Here is a 16,155-nt window from a genome sequence, read left to right as displayed (position 1 = left end):
GGCGTCAGGCGCCGGTCGGCGCGTCCGGCCCGTCCCCCAGCTGCCGGGCCAGGAACAGCTCGAACGCATCAAGCTCCACCGCCTCGAACTGGCCGAAGGACTGCATCCAGATGCTGGCTCCCCTCAGGCTGTCGGGCTGCAGCTTGCACCAGGTCACCCGCCCGCGGCGCTCCTGCTGGATCAGGCCCGCGGCTGTCAGCACCCGCAAGTGTTTCGAGATCGCGGCCAGCGACATCTCGAACGGCTCGGCCACGTCGGTCACGGCCATGTCGTCCTCCAGCAGCATCGACAGGATCGCCCGCCGCGTCGGGTCGCCCAGCGCCGAAAAGACCAGGTCCAGAGAATGTGCCATCCGCCGCATTGGCGGGCTCCGGATGCGAAAGTCAACCGGCAGGTTGAATATGCCGCTGCTCGCCGCGACATGCGCATCACCTTCATCTTGGCAGAAAAACTAAAATTTCCCAACGTCTTGAGGCCGCGACCGGCTTGCTTGACTCGCGGCGGTCCAGACCATACTCACAGTGGCGACATCCGAGGGGAGGTCTGGTTGAAAGAGCCCACCGACGCTGATCGCCTGAAAGCTCTTGAGGAGCGTATCCGGCAGGCCAAGGGCGCACCCGAAGCCAGACCGCATTCCGAGGAGCATTATTCCCAAGCCCAGCTTGCCTGGCGGATGGTGATCGAACTTGTGGCCGGTCTCGGGATCGGTTTCGGCATCGGATACGGTCTGGACAGCCTTCTGGGCACCAAGCCGATCCTCATGGTGCTGTTCATATTCCTCGGCTTCGCGGCCGGCGTGAAGACCATGATGCGGTCGGCACAGGAAGCGCAGGAAAAGCAACTGGCCGGCGAGGCCGGTAAAGATGGGGACGACAGACGTGGCGACTGAAACCGACGCGCATGGCGGAGAAGAGGGCGGGCTGGTTTTCCACCCGCTGGACCAGTTCATCGTGGAGCCGCTCTTCGGCGACGGCCCGATTCACTGGTACACGATCACCAATGTGACATTGTGGATGGCGCTGGCGGTGCTCTGCATCTTCGGGCTGCTCGTGCTGGGCACGTCGCGCCGTGCTACCATTCCCAGCCGGCTCCAGTCCGTGGCAGAGCTTGCCTACGGCTTCGTGCACAAGATGGTCGAGGACGTGACCGGCAAGGAGGGGCTGAAATACTTCCCCTATATCTTCACGCTGTTCCTGTTCATCGTCTTCGCCAATTTCCTCGGCCTGATCCCGACCAGTTTCGCGACCACGTCGCACATCGCCGTGACGGCCGTGCTTGCCCTGGCAGTCTTCCTGACGGTCTCGGTCCTTGGCTTCGTGCTGAACGGGGCGAAGTTCCTGTCGCTGTTCTGGGTCAGCTCGGCACCGCTTGCGCTGCGCCCGATCCTGGCGATCATCGAGCTCATCTCGTATTTCGTGCGCCCGGTCAGCCACTCCATTCGTCTTGGCGGCAACATCATGGCAGGCCACGCGGTGATGAAGGTCTTCGCGGGCTTTGCCGCGATCGCCGCCGTGGCGCCACTGTCGGTGGTCGCGATCACTGCGATCTACGGGCTGGAGGTGCTGGTGTCCTTCATCCAGGCCTACGTGTTCACCATTCTTACCTGCGTGTATCTTCGCGACGCACTGCACCCGCATCACTAACGACGGGGGTGCGCCAACGGTGCGCCCTCCGAAATCTCAGCCAATTCCATCGTAAGGAGACAATGTCATGGAAGGCGATATCGCAAGCATGGGTCAATTCATCGGTGCCGGTCTGGCCGGCATCGGGTCTGGCGCGGCCGCCATCGGTGTGGGTCACGTCGCCGGCAACTTCCTCGCCGGCGCCCTGCGCAACCCTTCGGCGGCTGCCTCGCAGACCGCGACCCTCTTCATCGGCATCGCGTTCGCAGAAGCGCTGGGGATCTTCTCGTTCCTCGTCGCGCTGCTGCTGATGTTCGCCGTCTGAGCCATCCTCGGCTGATCCTTACGGCCGGGTGGGCAGCGATGCCCGCCCGGTTCCCATAGAGGTTCCAGGGGGACGACATGGCGCAAACGACCGAAGCCGCAGAAGGCCTCGACCAGGCCGCGACCGGCGCCGAGGCGGCCGGTGGGCCCGGCATGCCGCAACTCGACTTTTCGACCTTCCCGAACCAGATCTTCTGGCTCGTGGTCACGTTGGTCGCGATTTATCTCGTGCTCAGCCGCGTGGCCCTGCCGCGTATCGGCGCCATCCTAGCCGAGCGTACGGGCACGATCTCGAACGACATCGCCGCGGCCGAAGATCTCAAGCTGCGCACGCAGGAGGCCGAAGCGGCCTACCAGCAGGCGCTGGCCGATGCCCGCTCCGAAGCGAACAAGATCGCCGAAGAGACACGCGCGACGATCCAGGCCGAGCTCGACAAGGAGCTTGCCACGGCCGATGAGCAGATCGGCGCCAAGACCGCCGAAAGCGAGAAGGCGATCGCCGAGATCCGCGCCGGCGCGATGGACGCGGTGCACGAAGTGGCGACCGACGTGGCCCGCGAGATCGTGACGGCGCTGGGCGGCGGCGCGGATGACGCGGCCATCGAGGCGGCCGTGACAGAGCGGATGAAGGGACAAGACAGATGAGAGCCATCCTGATCGCCATCGCCGCGACCCTCGCGGCGAGCCCGGCCTTCGCCGCGGGCGACGTGTTCTTTTCGCTGACGAACACCGACTTCGTGGTGCTTCTGGCCTTCATCCTGTTCATCGCGGTCCTGATCTACTTCAAGGTCCCAGGCATGCTCGCCAAGATGCTCGACGAGCGGGCGGACGGGATCTCGAAAGAGATCGACGAGGCCAAAGCGCTCCGCGAGGAGGCGCAGTCGCTTCTGGCTTCCTACGAGCGCAAGCAGAAAGAGGTGCAGGAGCAGGCCGATCGCATCGTCGAGAATGCGCGCGCCGAGGCCTCCCGCGCGGCGGACCAGGCCAAAGACGATATCAAGAGCTCCGTGGCGCGCCGTCTCGCGGCCGCCGAAGAGCAGATCGAAAGCGCCCAAGCCTCTGCTGTGCGCGACGTGCGCAACCAGGCTGTGAACGTCGCGGTCGCCGCCGCGCGTCAAGTAATCGCTGACCAGATGACAGCCAGCGAGAGCAACAAGCTGATCGACGCGGCCATCGACGAGGCCGACCGCAAGCTTCACTGATCCGGCGTTGCGACCATCCGACCGGTCCCAAGGGGCCGGCGATCAGGGGCTCCGCATCGCGGGGCCCCTTTTTCGATGTCGGCGCCGTTGCCCTGACGCTGGGCGCTAGCGCTGGGCCCTAGCGCTGGTTCTCGTGGTCCAGCCGCTTCGTCGCGATGGCCTCGTTCCGGTCGGTCCGGGCCTGTGACACCAACGCGCTTTCGACGAAGTCGAGATGCCGCTCGACCGCTGCCTTCGCCGCCGCGCTGTCTCGCAGCTGAAGCGCGTCGTTGATCGACCTATGCTGGTCGAGCAGCTGGTCCCGGGTCGCCCGCTGCCGAAACATCACCTGGCGATTGTAGAAGACGCCCTCGCGCAGCAGCTGATACATCGACCGCATCATGTGCAGCATCACCACGTTGTGGCTCGCCTCGATGATCGAGAGGTGGAAATCGGCATCCAGGCCGGCCTCTTCGGCTGGGTTCTTCTTGGCATGGGCGGCCTGCATCCGGGCGAAGACCTTGCCGATGACTTTCAAATCGGTGTCTGACCCGTGCTCTGCCGCGCGCCATGCCGCCAGCCCCTCCATGTCGCGCCGGAACGCCACGTAGTCGAAGACGGCTTGCTCATGCGACGAGAACAGCCGCACCAGCGCGGGAGAGAAGGCCGAGCCGAGCACATCGGCCACGAAGACCCCCGCGCCCGCCTTGGTGACCACGAGGCCGCCGGCCTGAAGCTCCGCGATGGCCTCCCGCAGGGACGGGCGCGAGACGCCAAGCCGTTCGGACAATTCCCGCTCCGGGGGCAGGCGATCGCCGGGGCGCAGGATGCCCCGCAGGATCAGAAGCTCGATCTGCCGCACGACACCGTGCGAAAGCCTGTCGGGCTGGATCTTCTCAAATGGCATGGCCGCCCCGCTTGATTGGTCAGATCATATGACCGGAGCGGGCGTTTCGCAATCCGCGCACCCGCCGAAGGCCATGGGATCGGGAGGGGGCGCACCCGGCCGGAAAGGGGCATCGGCGGGTGGTTGTCCGTGTCGCGGTCCGGGGGCCGCAGGTGATGCGGCGCCCCGGCGAACCTGAGGTCCGAGCCCTTGCGGCTCAGGCCGGCGGGTTGATGATGATCTCGACGCGCCGGTTCTGGCGGCGGCCCTCATCGGTCAGGTTGTCCGCGACCGGGGCTTCCTCGCCGCGGCCGATGGTGTTGATCCGGGCCGGCGCCACGCCGTTCGAGATCAGCACAGAGGTCACGGCCTGCGCCCGGCGGCGCGAGAGGTTCTGGTTGTAGGTCGCATCACCGGTGTTGTCGGTGTGCCCGATGACAGTGATTGTGGTGCCCGGATAGGTGTTCATGCTGTTGGCCAGCGCCGAGATATCGGACTGCAGCGCCCCGGTCAGCGTCGCGCTGTCGGTGGCAAAGAGGATATCCTGCGGCAGCGTCACGATAAGGTTGGAGCCGGTGTTGCGAATGTCGACCTGGCTGCCCATGGAACGGCGCAGCTCTGCCTCCTGCCGGTCGAGCGAGTAGCCCGTCGCGGCACCAAGCGCCCCGCCGATGGCCGCCCCGCCCAGGATCCGGCGGCGGCGCTCGTCGGCATCCTCGCCCGCCGAGGTCGCAGCACCCACCAGGCCGCCGAAGATCGCGCCGGCGGCGGCGCCGGTCTGGGTGTTGCGGTTCGGGTTGTCCGGGCTGCGCATGTCCGAGCAACCGGCGAGTGTCATCGCGCCCGCGGTCAGGGCGAGAGTGGTCTGTCTGATATTCATGTGTTGGCTTTCATGTTCCTGTCAGCGGGATTCGATCGCCCGTCTGACTTGGATATCGGCGATTTGGCCATGATATCCAATATCAGCGGCGATCGGGCTGGGAAATGAGCCATTCTGCGCCGGAATGCGCGGATCAAGGCCCGCCAGCGATCGCGTCCGCCCGGGCGGATTCCCAGGCGAGCATCGCCCGCTTGACCCCGACGCCCCAATGATACCCGCCCAGCGCCCCCGATTTGCGAAGGGCCCGGTGGCAGGGGATCAGGAACGAGATCGGATTGCGCCCCACCGCAGTGCCGACCGCGCGCACGGCCTTCGGGCTGTCGGTCGCGCGGGCGAGTTCCGTGTATGTTGTGACATGGCCCGAGGGGATGCGCAGCAGCGCCTCCCAGACCTTGATCTGCAGCGGCCGGCCGATGAGGAACAGCGGCACCTCACCGCGACCGCCAAACGCGACCTCGACCCAGCCGCGCAGCTTGTCGGGCGCCTCGACGAAGGATGCCTCGGGCCAGCGGGCACAGAGGTCGTCCATCGCGGCCTCGGGCCCGGTCTCGGCGGCGAAGGCCAGACCGCAGAGGCCTTTGTCCGTGCCCATGGCGAGCGCCGGGCCGAAGGGGCTGTCGAACCAGCCCCAGCGGATTTCCAGCCCGGCGCCCGCGCGGGCAAATTCCCCGGGGCTCATGGCTTCCCAGCGCAGGAACAGGTCGTGCAGCCGTCCCGAGCCGGACAGGCCCACGCCGTCTGCGGTGGCCAGCGTGCTGAACCGCTCGGCCAGAAGGCCCTTGGCGTGACCAAGGGTCAGGTATTGCTGATACCGCTTCGGGCTGACCCCGACCCATTGCGAGAAGACGCGTTGGAAATGCGCGGGGCTCATCGTCATCGCCCCGGCGAGTTGCTCGAGCGAGAGAGGCCCGTCGGCGGCGTCGATCATCCGGATCGCGCGGGCGACGACGGCATAGTGATACTGGTCTGACATATCCATGGTCGTGACTTTAGGGCCGCGCGGCCGGCTCCGCGACCCGGTTCCTGCGCATCCCGCCTTGCCGCCCCGATCGCCACGCGGCATATCGCGGGGGATGGTGAAACAGCTCCCCTATGCGACGGTCCGAGAGATCTTCACCCGGTTCCGCGCCGCCGAGGCCGAACCGAAGGGAGAGCTGCATCACGTCAACGCCTTCACGCTGGTGGTGGCCGTCGTCCTGTCGGCGCAGGCGACGGACGCTGGCGTCAACAAGGCCACGGCGAAACTCTTCGAGATCGCCGATACCCCCGAAAAGATGCTCGCCCTGGGCGAAGAGGGGCTGACCGCGCATATCAAGACCATCGGCCTCTTTCGCAACAAGGCCAGGAACGTCATCAAGCTGTCGCGCATCCTGGTGGAGGAATACGGCGGCGAGGTGCCCAATTCCCGCGCGGCGCTGATCTCTCTGCCGGGTGTCGGGCGCAAGACCGCGAACGTCGTGCTGAACATGTGGTGGCATTACCCGGCGCAGGCGGTGGACACGCATATCTTCCGCGTCGGCAACCGCTCGGGGGTCGCGCCGGGCAAGGACGTCGACGCCGTCGAGCGGGCGATCGAGGATAACGTCCCCGTAGACTTTCAACAGCACGCGCACCATTGGCTGATCCTGCACGGCCGCTACATCTGTGTCGCGCGCAAGCCCAAATGCGGGGCCTGCCTGATCCGCGACCTCTGTCAGTTCGAGGACAAGACCCTATGAAGAAGTATCAGGTTGCCGGGATCGGCAACGCCATCGTCGATGTCATCACCCGGACCGATGACAGCTTTCTCGACCACATGGGGATCGAGAAGGGCATCATGCAGCTCATCGAACGCGAGCGGGCGGAGGTCCTCTATGGCGCGATGGAACGTCGGACCCAGGCCCCCGGCGGCTCGGTCGCCAACACGTTGGCCGGGATCGGTAGCCTGGGCCTGCGCACCGCCTTCATCGGCCGGGTGCGGGATGATGCGCTGGGCCGCTTCTATGCCGAGGCCATGGCCGGCGACGGGACCGATTTCGTCAACCCGCCGGTGCCAGACGGTGAATTGCCGACCTCCCGGTCGATGATCTTCGTGTCGCCGGACGGCGAGCGGTCGATGAACACCTACCTCGGCATCTCGGCCGAGATCGGGCCCGACGACGTGTCCGAGGATGTGGCCGCCCATACCGAGGTGATGTTCCTCGAGGGCTACCTGTTCGACAAGGACAAGGGCAAGGAGGCCTTCATCAAGGCCGCCCGGACCTGTCGCGCCCATGGCGGCAAGGCCGGCATCGCCATCTCGGATCCGTTCTGCGTCGAGCGGCACCGCGAGGATTTCCAGCGCCTGATCGAGAACGAGCTCGACTTCGTCATCGGCAACGAGGACGAGATCCGCTCGCTCTACCAGAACGACGACCTGGAGGCCGACCTGCGGCGCGTGGCCGAGGCCTGTTCGCTGGTGGTCTGCACCCGGTCGGGCAATGGTGACACGATCATCCGCGAAGGCCACCGCACCGATGTGCCGGTGGACAAGATCGTGCCGATGGATACGACCGGCGCGGGCGACCAGTTCGCGGCCGGTTTCCTTTACGGGCTGGTCCTGGGGCACGACATGATGACCTGCGGCCGCATGGGCGGGATCGCCGCGCGCGAGGTGATCTCGCATTACGGTGCCCGGCCCGAGGCCGACCTCAAGGAATTGTTCCGCAATCACGGCCTGTGAGCAGGCGCAAAGGCCACCCTCGCAGCCTCTCCTCTCAGACCGCGGCTTCGGCCGGCGAGGCGAGCGTGCGAAGCCACAGCGCGTCGATCTCGTCGATGACGCGGGTGTCGAAACGCTCGGCTTCTTCCCAGTAGCGCCCCGAGGGCGCCATGTATCCGGCCGCCTGTTCCCGGTCGAGGGCACGGCGCACCGCGTGCGGGTCCCCCGCCAGGGGGCGCAGGCCGGTCAGCGCGTCAGGTGTCGCCCGGGGGAAGACAAGGCGGCTCTCGGCCCGCGACAGGTTCACCACCGCGCAGCCTTGCCGGGCGGCGACGGCCATCAGCCTCGCGGACTTGGCCTCCAGCGAGCGCAGCGTGATATCGGGACGCAGGGGATCCGCCGTGCCAGTGCCGTAGAAATGCGTCCGGGACCCGCCATAGACCATGTCGCAGCCCAGAAAGGCCATCACCCGGGGCCGCAGGGCGTCCAGCGCCCAGTAGCCCGCGGTGAAGGCCATCGTGCCGCCCGCGTAGACAAAGCCGCCCAGACGGTTCTGGGCGGGCACGAACCGGTCCGCCTCGATCAAGCGCTGGCCTTTTGACAGCGTGGCGGGGCGGTTCTCGTCGGGGAAATCCTCGGGGAAGATCAGGTCGTCCCAGTCGGGCCGCACGCGCCAGGCGTTGTTGATCGCGACCACGCGGTCGAATGGTGCGCGTGGCCAGCCTTGGCTCTCGATCACGTTGGGCCCGCTGCCCAGGATCAGGGCGATCACCCGACAGGCTCCCGCCCTGGGGTCAGCGCAATTCCTTGCGGATCACGAGTTTCAGTCCCGACCATATCTCATCCACCGCGCAGACCTTGGCATCCACGAGGCCCATGGGAAGCGCCACCTCGCGCACCACGTCCTCGGTGATTTCGGAAGGTAGCTTGGATGCCTTCTTTGGCCAGCTGATCCAGATCATTCCGTCCCGCGCCATGCGGGACAGCGCCATGGGCAATGTCTCGGCCAGCCTGTCACGCCGCGCGGTGAAGAGGTGCAGAAAGCCCATGCCGTCGCGCGGCGGGCCCCAGGTCGCGGCCGGGCCGCCCGCCAGAAGCTGCGCGTAATGGTCGGGCGGGTCGAGCACGGCCGCCGCCATCCCGTCTTTCAGGCCCAGCTTCTTCCACAACGGGGTGCCCGAATACCCCGCCATGTCATTCGCCGAGCTTCGCGTGGACCTCGTCGAGGTCGATCTCGCCGATCGGCATCTTGTTGGCGGGGTTCTCGAAATCGTATTTGAACAGATTGAAGTCGCGTTTGTAGATCTCGTAGACGAGGTGCATCGACAGATCGTCGAAGTAATCCTCGACCGGGTGGGCACGTTTCGGGCCGTGCCCCTCGCTCTCGTTGAAGCGGGGGATCTCGGACAGGACCACGTCATTGGCCCCGGGGATGTTGTCGAGCACGACCTGCATGCCTTCATTGAACATCTCGGTCCAGAAGATGTGGTCGTAGCGCCCGCCATTGACGATGAACGTCGAGATATGGCCCGACATGGCCGACCAGTGGATGTCAGGCTCCATCGGGCGGCGCCAGCGGATGGTGTCGCGGGCGAACAGCAGGAAGCGGCGGAACGATTTGACCTGGTCGAACTCGAACCCGTCCTCGGGGCTGCCGACCTCGATCCCGTATTTCTGCACCAGAAGCGGGACGAGGTTGCCCCGGTAGCGCTTGCCGTTGCGCTGGATGCCGCAGATCTTGTCGAAGAAGGATGACAGGATGCGGGTGTAGGGATTGCGCACGCAGGTGAAGGCATAGCTGCGATGCGCGGTCACGTTGTCGGTGATCACGGGCTGGCTGTCTTCCATCGCCCATTTGTGCAGGCCCTGCTCGGCGTCGTGGATATCGCCGTCGTAGAAACTGCCGTGATCGGAGTAATACATGATCTGGCCGATGGTGGAGCAGGCGCATTTCGGCACGACGCGGTAGACCACGCTCTCGCTCTGCGTCATCCAGGTGCCGGGAAAACCCATATTCGCTGCCTCATGTTTCACTGCCGACCTTGGTGCCGGCCGACCTCGATCGACCCGTCGTCACAAAATCGCAAACTACCCCTGTCTATTCAACGGCCCTTCACGTTATTAGGGCAGAACGGGGGCCTTATGATGGACGTATAGCAGGGCAAATGGCGAAAGTTGCCTTTATTCTTCTGTGTCACAAGAACCCGGACGGGATCATTCTGCAGGCGCGTCAGCTGACGGCGGTGGGCGACTACATCGCGATCCATTTCGATGCCAGCGCCTCGGCGCAGGCCCATCAGAAGATCCGCGATGCCCTGGCCGACAACCCGAACGTGACCTTCTCGCGGCGGCGCGTCAGATGCGGCTGGGGAGAGTGGAGCCTCGTGCAGGCCACGCTCAACGCGTTGGAGGCGGCGGTCGAGGCGTTTCCGCGGGCGACCCATTTCTACATGCTGTCGGGCGATTGCATGGCGATCAAGTCGGCGGCCTATGCCCACCGGTTTCTGGACGACCGCGACGTCGACTATATCGAAAGCTTCGATTTCTTCGAGAGCGACTGGATCAAGACCGGCATCAAGGAAGAGCGGCTGGCATACCGGCACTATTTCAACGAGCGCACGCACAAGAAGCTGTTCTACACCTCGTTCTGGATGCAGCGCAGGCTGGGGTTGAAGCGCGACGTGCCGGCGGACCTGCAGATCATGATCGGCAGCCAATGGTGGTGCCTGCGGCGCCGCACGATCGAGTGGATCCTGGATTTCACCCGCCAGCGGCGCGACGTGATGCGCTTTTTCAAGACCACCTGGATCCCGGACGAGACGTTCTTTCAGACTCTGGTGCGCCACCTGGTGCCCGAGCCCGAGATCATCACGCGGACGCTGACCTTCCTGATGTTCTCGGACTACGGGATGCCGGTGACCTTCTACAACGATCAATACGACCTGCTGCTGAGCCAGGACGCGCTTTTCGCGCGCAAGATCAGCCCCGAGGCCTCCGATCTGCGGCGCCGGCTGGGGATGCTCTATGCCTCCGACCAGCAGGATTTCACGGTTTCGAACGAGGGGCGGCGGCTGTTTCAGTTCCTCACCGGACGAGGGCGTATCGGGCGGCGGTTCGCGCCCCGGTTCTGGGAGACGGAGACGTCGCTGGGCCGAGACAAGGAATTGCTGATCGTGGCCTGCAAGAAATGGCACGTGGCAAAGCGGCTGGTGGGGTCGATCAAGCATCACACCAACATTCCGGCCATCGAATATCTGTTCAACGAGGAGACCGCCTGGCTGCCGGACCTCGGCGGGATCCAGACGACGCTGGGCAAGCGGACCCGGCACAGGCGAGCGTTGATGCGGATGCTGTTCGAGTATTTCGACACGGACAGGCTGATTATCTGCCTCGACACCTCCTCCATCGACCTGATGCGCGATTTCTACTCGGATCGGTCGACCACGCGGCTGCTGGAGGTGCGCTGCACCTTCACCGACGAGTACCTGATCGGCCATGCCAAGAGGGTCGGGCTGGCCGGCGCCGGCGCCAGCCGGGAGACGATCGACCGGCTGCTGCCCACGATCCGCCACGACGTCGTCTACGAGAGTGAGCGGATTCGCGACGGCGGCTTCGCAAATCACGGCCGGATCGGGGAGACCTGGTCGATCGAGCAAAACGCCGGGGCGCTCCAGAGCTTTCTGACCGTATCGGACGAGGTCGCACGGGGCATCGCTGAGACCAACCATCTTTTTGTCGATTGAGGACACCCATGGAATTCACCTACGACCCCGAGAACATCTTCGCCAAGCTGCTGCGCGGCGAGATCCCCTGCGACAAGGTCCACGAGACCGAGCACAGCCTGGCGTTTCGCGATATCCGTCCGCAGGCGCCGGTGCATGTGCTGGTCATCCCGAAGGGCGCCTACATGACGCTGGACCATTTCCTGGCCGCCGCCCCTGACGGCGAGATCCTGGATTTCTGGCGCGCCGTCGGCGATGTCTGCGAGATGTCCGGGGTCGAAGGGGGATTCCGCGCCATCATGAACGCGCGCGAGGACGGGATGCAGGAAGTGCCCCATTTCCACGTCCATATCCTGGCCGGCCGTCCCCTGGGCCCGTTGCTGGGTTAGGGCGCCGGACCGGCCGACGGACGGATTGCGGGGTCGGAGCCTCCGGCGGGAGTTTTCGGCCAAGATGAAGGAGGGGGCCCGCCCGGGCGGTCAGGCGGCGGGCTTGTGGTGCGAGCCGCGCAGGACGAGGGGGCACTCCATCCGTTCCTGCGGCCGCTCCGTGCTGGTTGAGAGCAGGTAGTCGACGCTCCATTGACCGAGCTCGCGGTGGGGCAGCAGGACGGTGGAGAGGGCGGGGGAGAGGTGCTGGGCGATTTCCTGGTCGTCGTAGCCCATGACGGCGATGGTCTGCCCGACGGTTTCGCCCATTTCCTTGAGCACCTCGTAGCAGCCGATGGCCGTGAGATCGTTGGCGCAGAAGATCGCGTCGGGGCGGGCGGGGGCGGACATCAGCCGGAGCGTCGCCTCACGCCCGCCCGAGGGCAGGAAGTTTCCCTCGACGATCAGCGAAGGGTCGACCGGGATGCGGGCCTGGCGCAGGGCGCGCTCATAGCCCTCCATGCGCTGATCGGAGGCGTCCATCCAGGGCTCGCCCGAGATGAAGGCGATCCGGCGGTGCCCCTCGGCGATGAGGGCGGCGGTGGCGACTTCTCCGCCCCGCCGTTCGGCCGGAACGACCGAGGCGTAGCGTTCCTCGGGGTCGTGGCAATTGAGCAGGACCGCGCGGTGGCGGGCCAGCATCTCTGGGGGGCTGGCCTCGCGCGTGAGGATCGAGCCGTAGATGACGCCGACCACGTCGTCCTGAGCCCATTTCCGCAGGATCTCGTTCTCGTATGTCGCATCGCCACCCGTCATCGCGACCTCGAGCATCACGTTGTTTTTCCAGGCCTCTTCCTGCGCTCCCTCGACGGAGATCGCGGCGAAGGGGCTGGTTGCGACCTCGTCGAAGATCATGCCGATCACGCCGCGACCGACGGTCCTGGGCGGCCGGCCGGCGCCGCGGGGGCGATAGCCCAGCTCCGCGACCGCGGCCATCACGCGCTTGCGGGTCTCGCGGCTGATGCGCATGTCCTCGAGCCCGTTGAGAACGAAGGACACAGTGGATTGCGACACGCCGGCCTGCAGGGCCACGTCCTTCATCGTGACCCGGGCCTTCTGCGGTTTTCCCTTGTATTTCATTATACTGTGTTGATTTCCACCAGGGCTTGCCTTTTGGTAATAAATATTGCTAATAATATTACCACAAGCAGAATCGTGTTTGGAATATCGGCATTGGATCGGGGAGGGGACGATACGTGAGGCGATCCGGAGGCAATTGAGCCAGAGGCAGGCTGCATGGCTCTTGCTGGCGCCGTTCCTGGCCACTTACGCCTTGTTCCTGGTCTATCCGTTCTTTCGCGGGGTCTGGATCAGCCTGCACGACTGGAACCTGCTCGCCGTCGCGTTCAACCCCGACGCCAAGGAATTCGTGGGGCTGCGCAACTACGAGCGGGTCATGTGGGGCCGCAACATCACCTGGGGGCTGCTGTCGGCGCCTTTCTGGCAGATCCTGGGCCTGATCGGCCTTGCACTTTCCGTCCTGCTTCGCCGAGCGGACCGACTTGGCCGCTTCAATGCCATCGCTCTGGGGGTGGCGTCGCTGCTTCTGGTGATCATCCCCGGTTTCCATCCCGGCGAAGAGGGACGCTGGTACGACCGGCGGTTCTGGCCGACCGTGGGCAACACGCTGGTCTTCGTGGGGCTGGCCGTGCCGGGGGTGACCGCATCTGCGCTGGTGCTGGCCGCCGCGATGAACCGCGAGACCCGGGCCATGGGCATCCTGCGAACGCTGTTTTTCCTCAGCCAGGTACTGTCGGTGACGGTCGTGACCCTGATCTGGCAGATCATGTTCTCGCCCCGTCAGGGCCTGATCGCCAACATCACCGAGACGCTCGGCGGCACACCGATCAACTGGTTGACCGATCAGCAATTCGCCATGGCGGCCATCGTGATCGCCACGATCTGGTGGTCGCTTGGGATCGCGATGATCCTGTTCCTCGCCGGGCTCCAGGATATCTCCAAGGACATCTACGAGGCGGCGGCGCTGGACAATGCGCGGGGGGTGCGAGCGTTCTGGTATGTCACGCTGCCCAACCTCAAGCGCACGATCACGTTGGTCGTGGTCCTGCAGATCATCCTGCATTTCCAGGTCTTCGGCCAGGCGCATCTGATGACGCAGGGCGGGCCGAACGACAGCACCCAGGTGCTTGTCCGCTACATCTACCAGACCGGGTTCCGCGACAGCGACCTTGGGCGGGCAAGCGCCATGGCTGTCTTCCTCTTTGTCATCATGGGCACCTTTTCGGTGATCCAGTTCATCGTCGGACGGGAGAAGAGCTGATGAATCGCGGATATTACTGGCTGGTCCTTGGCCTCTCCATTCCGGCCTTCCTGTGGCTGGTGCCGACGATCTGGATGGTCTCGCTGTCGTTCCAGCCCAACGAGGTGCTGGCGCGGACGACCTCGACCACCGCGTTCGGTCTGATCCCGCTTCCGTTCACCGCCGAGAACTATGCCGCGCTCTTTGCCTTCGGGCAGACGCCCTGGTGGTTCCTGAATTCGGTGATCGTGGCGCTGGGCATGACGCTTGGGGTGCTCGCCGTATCGACCACCGCGGGCTATGCCCTGGCGCGGCTGGACTTTCCGTTCAAGACGACGATCACGATCATCTGCCTGATTGGGCTGATGGTGCCCGAGCAGGCCGTGTTCATCCCGCTTTATACGATGTTTGCCGATTTCGGCTGGCACAATTCCTATCACGCGCTGATCCTGCCGCGGATGGCCGTGCCGATCGGCGTGTTTCTGATGATGCAGTTCTTTCGGGCGATCCCCAAGGACATCGAAGAGGCGGCCCGGCTGGACGGCGTCGGCTGGCTCAAGATTTTCTGGTACGTGATGCTGCCGCTCGCCCGGCCCGCGATGATGACGCTGGCGATCCTCACATTTCTCTATGCGTGGAATGACTACCTCTGGCCGCTCGTAAGCGCCCAGCAGCGGGAATATTTCACCATCACGCTGGGCCTCGCCAGCATCCAGTCGAACTTTGCACAATCGGAAGGGCTGGGCCGCGTTATGGCCTCGGGCGTCATCGCCTCGCTTCCGGTCGTGATCCTGTTCCTGATTTTCCAGCGATACGTGGTCCAGGCCATGACCGCCGGCGGATCCAAGGGCTGAAATCCAAGACACCAAGGGAGGAAGACCATGAAACATATCCTTTTGACCGCGGCCGCCGCCGCGTCCTTCGCCACCGGAGGCGTGGCGCAAGAGATCACGCTCGGCCGCTTCTTCGGAGCCTGCGAGGATGCCGGCACCGACACCACCACCAGCACGGGCGAGCCCTGCATCATCCAGTCGATCATCAACGCCGCCGATGCCGAGATCGAGGGCGTGACGATCAACACGCTGCCCACCGACTGGGGCAATTACTATGACCAGATCAAGGCGGCCTATGCCGGCGGCACCCCGCCGGACGTCCACGTCATGCACCGTCACCGGATCCCGGAATTCGCGGGCCTCGGTGCGCTGGCCGAGATCTCGGGCGACCTCGAGTCGGCGGGGATCGACCCCTCCGACTGGTCCCCGGCGGCGCTGGACGCGGTCAGCTACGACGGCGGGATCTACGGCGTTCCGATGGATTTCCACGCCAACCTCTGGCACGTGAACATGGACCTGATGGCCGAGGCGGGCCTGGTCGAGGATGGCCGCCCCGTGCTGCCCAGCTCCCCCGAAGAGATGCTGGAACACGCGCAGATGGTGAAAGAGGCGACAGGCCAGGATTACCTCGCCGCAGACTTCGCGCAATTCCCGATCGGGGTGCGGCTGGTGCTGGCGCTGATGTGGCAGCAGAACGCCAACATCTTCACCGAGGACGGCACCGCCACCATCGACAACGAGGCGGCGCGCAACGCGGTCACCGCGATCACGCAGCTGTTTGATGCGGATCTTGCCAATCCGCAGCTGAATTATGCCGACAGTCAGCAGGCGTTCCTGAACGGAGAGGCCGCGATCCTGGTCAATGGCACCTGGGTGGTGGACTTCTACGACGCGCAGGCCGCGGATCCCGAGGTGGCGCTGTCCGACTACTATGTCGCCGACTTCCCGACCCTGTTCGAGACCGGTGCCACATGGGCCGACAGCCACATGTGGGCGATCCCGTCGACGCTGGAGGGCGACAAGAGGACAGCCGCGCTGGAGGTGCTGGCCTTCATCAACGACCACAACATCGACTGGGCGCGCACCGGCCACATGTCCGTCCGCCAGTCGGTGGTGGACAGCGAGGCCTACCAGTCGCTGCCGCACCGCGATGAATACACCGGCACCGCCGCCATCGCCAAGGACACCCCGCCGTCGCCCCGCTACGGCGCGATCCAGGACGTGCTGAACCGCGAGCTTCAGGCGATCTGGCTGACCGGCAAGTCGGTGGACGACGCGCTGGCCGATGCCGAGATCGAGGTGCAGGACCTGCTGGACCGTTGACCGTTCCGGCCTCGCC

General features: G+C 65.2%; 20 protein-coding genes. 12 read left to right on the top strand and 8 right to left on the bottom strand.

Translation table 11 applies throughout. The features are described 5' to 3' along the window. Positions 1-4: 4 nt before the first annotated feature. Entirely contained in the window at positions 5-352 is a 348-nt protein-coding gene (locus ROA7023_RS06730) for an ArsR/SmtB family transcription factor (protein WP_085878365.1), read from the bottom strand. 195 nt (positions 353-547) lie between these two features. Here ROA7023_RS06730 and ROA7023_RS06725 point away from each other — a divergent pair, with 195 nt between their 5' ends. The 5 genes from ROA7023_RS06725 to ROA7023_RS06705 all read left to right on the top strand — a co-directional run bounded on the left by ROA7023_RS06725 (position 548) and on the right by ROA7023_RS06705 (position 3,148). Beyond that, positions 548-889 carry an AtpZ/AtpI family protein gene (locus ROA7023_RS06725; protein WP_234992069.1) on the top strand — a complete coding sequence of 114 codons (342 nt, stop codon included), beginning with the start codon at positions 548-550 and terminating at the stop codon, positions 887-889. Further along, positions 864-1,643 (top strand): F0F1 ATP synthase subunit A, encoded by a 780-nt coding sequence (locus ROA7023_RS06720; protein ID WP_085878249.1) that lies wholly within the window; start codon positions 864-866, stop codon positions 1,641-1,643. The genes ROA7023_RS06725 and ROA7023_RS06720 overlap by 26 nt, the downstream gene beginning before the upstream one ends. A 67-nt stretch (positions 1,644-1,710) precedes the next feature. Then, positions 1,711-1,947 carry a F0F1 ATP synthase subunit C gene (locus ROA7023_RS06715; RefSeq protein WP_085878248.1) on the top strand — a complete coding sequence of 79 codons (237 nt, stop codon included), beginning with the start codon at positions 1,711-1,713 and terminating at the stop codon, positions 1,945-1,947. A gap of 77 nt (positions 1,948-2,024) precedes the next feature. Next, a complete protein-coding gene (locus tag ROA7023_RS06710) occupies positions 2,025-2,591 on the top strand; it encodes a F0F1 ATP synthase subunit B' (RefSeq protein WP_085878247.1) in 567 nt (188 codons plus the stop codon). After that, positions 2,588-3,148 carry a F0F1 ATP synthase subunit B gene (locus ROA7023_RS06705; protein ID WP_085878246.1) on the top strand — a complete coding sequence of 187 codons (561 nt, stop codon included), beginning with the start codon at positions 2,588-2,590 and terminating at the stop codon, positions 3,146-3,148. Before ROA7023_RS06710 ends, ROA7023_RS06705 begins: the two co-directional genes overlap by 4 nt. Positions 3,149-3,266: 118 nt before the next feature. Here ROA7023_RS06705 and ROA7023_RS06700 read toward each other — a convergent pair whose 3' ends face one another. The 3 genes from ROA7023_RS06700 to ROA7023_RS06690 all read right to left on the bottom strand — a co-directional run bounded on the left by ROA7023_RS06700 (position 3,267) and on the right by ROA7023_RS06690 (position 5,872). Further along, positions 3,267-4,034: a FadR/GntR family transcriptional regulator gene (locus tag ROA7023_RS06700; protein ID WP_085878245.1), complete on the bottom strand. Its 768-nt coding sequence runs from the start codon at positions 4,032-4,034 to the stop codon at positions 3,267-3,269. A gap of 196 nt (positions 4,035-4,230) precedes the next feature. Next, a complete protein-coding gene (locus ROA7023_RS06695) occupies positions 4,231-4,893 on the bottom strand; it encodes a YiaD family glycine zipper/OmpA-like lipoprotein (protein WP_085878244.1) in 663 nt (220 codons plus the stop codon). A gap of 133 nt (positions 4,894-5,026) precedes the next feature. Then, positions 5,027-5,872, bottom strand: a complete 846-nt coding sequence (locus tag ROA7023_RS06690) for a methylated-DNA--[protein]-cysteine S-methyltransferase (RefSeq protein WP_085878243.1) — start codon at positions 5,870-5,872, stop codon at positions 5,027-5,029. Between the two features lie 94 nt (positions 5,873-5,966). Here ROA7023_RS06690 and nth point away from each other — a divergent pair, with 94 nt between their 5' ends. Continuing rightward, entirely contained in the window at positions 5,967-6,611 is a 645-nt protein-coding gene (gene nth / locus ROA7023_RS06685) for an endonuclease III (RefSeq protein ID WP_085878242.1), read from the top strand. Next, on the top strand, positions 6,608-7,594 hold the full coding sequence (locus ROA7023_RS06680; protein WP_085878241.1) for an adenosine kinase: 987 nt from the start codon (positions 6,608-6,610) through the stop codon (positions 7,592-7,594). The genes nth and ROA7023_RS06680 overlap by 4 nt, the downstream gene beginning before the upstream one ends. 34 nt (positions 7,595-7,628) lie before the next feature. On the opposite strand, the gene ROA7023_RS06675 is transcribed toward ROA7023_RS06680, so the two are convergent. Genes ROA7023_RS06675 through ROA7023_RS06665 form a run of 3 tightly spaced genes read right to left on the bottom strand, consistent with a single transcriptional unit; the run spans position 7,629 to position 9,586 of the window. Continuing rightward, positions 7,629-8,345, bottom strand: coding sequence for a hypothetical protein (locus ROA7023_RS06675; RefSeq protein ID WP_085878240.1), 717 nt, complete (start codon positions 8,343-8,345; stop codon positions 7,629-7,631). Positions 8,346-8,367: 22 nt separating this feature from the next. Continuing rightward, a complete protein-coding gene (locus tag ROA7023_RS06670; RefSeq protein WP_085878239.1) occupies positions 8,368-8,766 on the bottom strand; it encodes a DUF3052 family protein in 399 nt (132 codons plus the stop codon). Between the two features lies 1 nt (position 8,767). Beyond that, entirely contained in the window at positions 8,768-9,586 is an 819-nt protein-coding gene (locus ROA7023_RS06665) for a sulfotransferase family protein (protein WP_085878238.1), read from the bottom strand. A gap of 152 nt (positions 9,587-9,738) precedes the next feature. Here ROA7023_RS06665 and ROA7023_RS06660 point away from each other — a divergent pair, with 152 nt between their 5' ends. Both ROA7023_RS06660 and ROA7023_RS06655 read left to right on the top strand, forming a co-directional pair. Then, on the top strand, positions 9,739-11,316 hold the full coding sequence (locus ROA7023_RS06660) for a DUF5928 domain-containing protein (protein ID WP_085878237.1): 1,578 nt from the start codon (positions 9,739-9,741) through the stop codon (positions 11,314-11,316). 8 nt (positions 11,317-11,324) lie between these two features. After that, positions 11,325-11,684, top strand: a complete 360-nt coding sequence (locus ROA7023_RS06655) for an HIT domain-containing protein (RefSeq protein WP_085878236.1) — start codon at positions 11,325-11,327, stop codon at positions 11,682-11,684. Positions 11,685-11,774: 90 nt separating this feature from the next. Here ROA7023_RS06655 and ROA7023_RS06650 read toward each other — a convergent pair whose 3' ends face one another. Then, a complete protein-coding gene (locus ROA7023_RS06650) occupies positions 11,775-12,803 on the bottom strand; it encodes a LacI family DNA-binding transcriptional regulator (RefSeq protein ID WP_085878235.1) in 1,029 nt (342 codons plus the stop codon). Between the two features lie 136 nt (positions 12,804-12,939). Between ROA7023_RS06650 and ROA7023_RS06645 the strand changes: the two genes are divergently transcribed. The 3 genes from ROA7023_RS06645 to ROA7023_RS06635 are packed head-to-tail and all read left to right on the top strand — an operon-like array spanning position 12,940 to position 16,139. Further along, positions 12,940-14,004: a carbohydrate ABC transporter permease gene (locus ROA7023_RS06645; RefSeq protein ID WP_200812468.1), complete on the top strand. Its 1,065-nt coding sequence runs from the start codon at positions 12,940-12,942 to the stop codon at positions 14,002-14,004. Then, the gene (locus ROA7023_RS06640) at positions 14,004-14,837 is read left to right on the top strand and encodes a carbohydrate ABC transporter permease (RefSeq protein WP_085878234.1); all 834 of its coding nucleotides are present in this window, start codon (positions 14,004-14,006) and stop codon (positions 14,835-14,837) included. Before ROA7023_RS06645 ends, ROA7023_RS06640 begins: the two co-directional genes overlap by 1 nt. 27 nt (positions 14,838-14,864) lie before the next feature. Beyond that, positions 14,865-16,139, top strand: a complete 1,275-nt coding sequence (locus ROA7023_RS06635) for an extracellular solute-binding protein (RefSeq protein ID WP_085878233.1) — start codon at positions 14,865-14,867, stop codon at positions 16,137-16,139. The last annotated feature ends 16 nt before the right edge of the window (positions 16,140-16,155 follow it).

Origin of the sequence: Roseisalinus antarcticus (genome assembly GCF_900172355.1) — a bacterium.
GTDB classification, from domain to species: domain Bacteria; phylum Pseudomonadota; class Alphaproteobacteria; order Rhodobacterales; family Rhodobacteraceae; genus Oceanicola; species Oceanicola antarcticus_A.
This window is presented reverse-complemented; position numbering and strand designations above follow the sequence as displayed.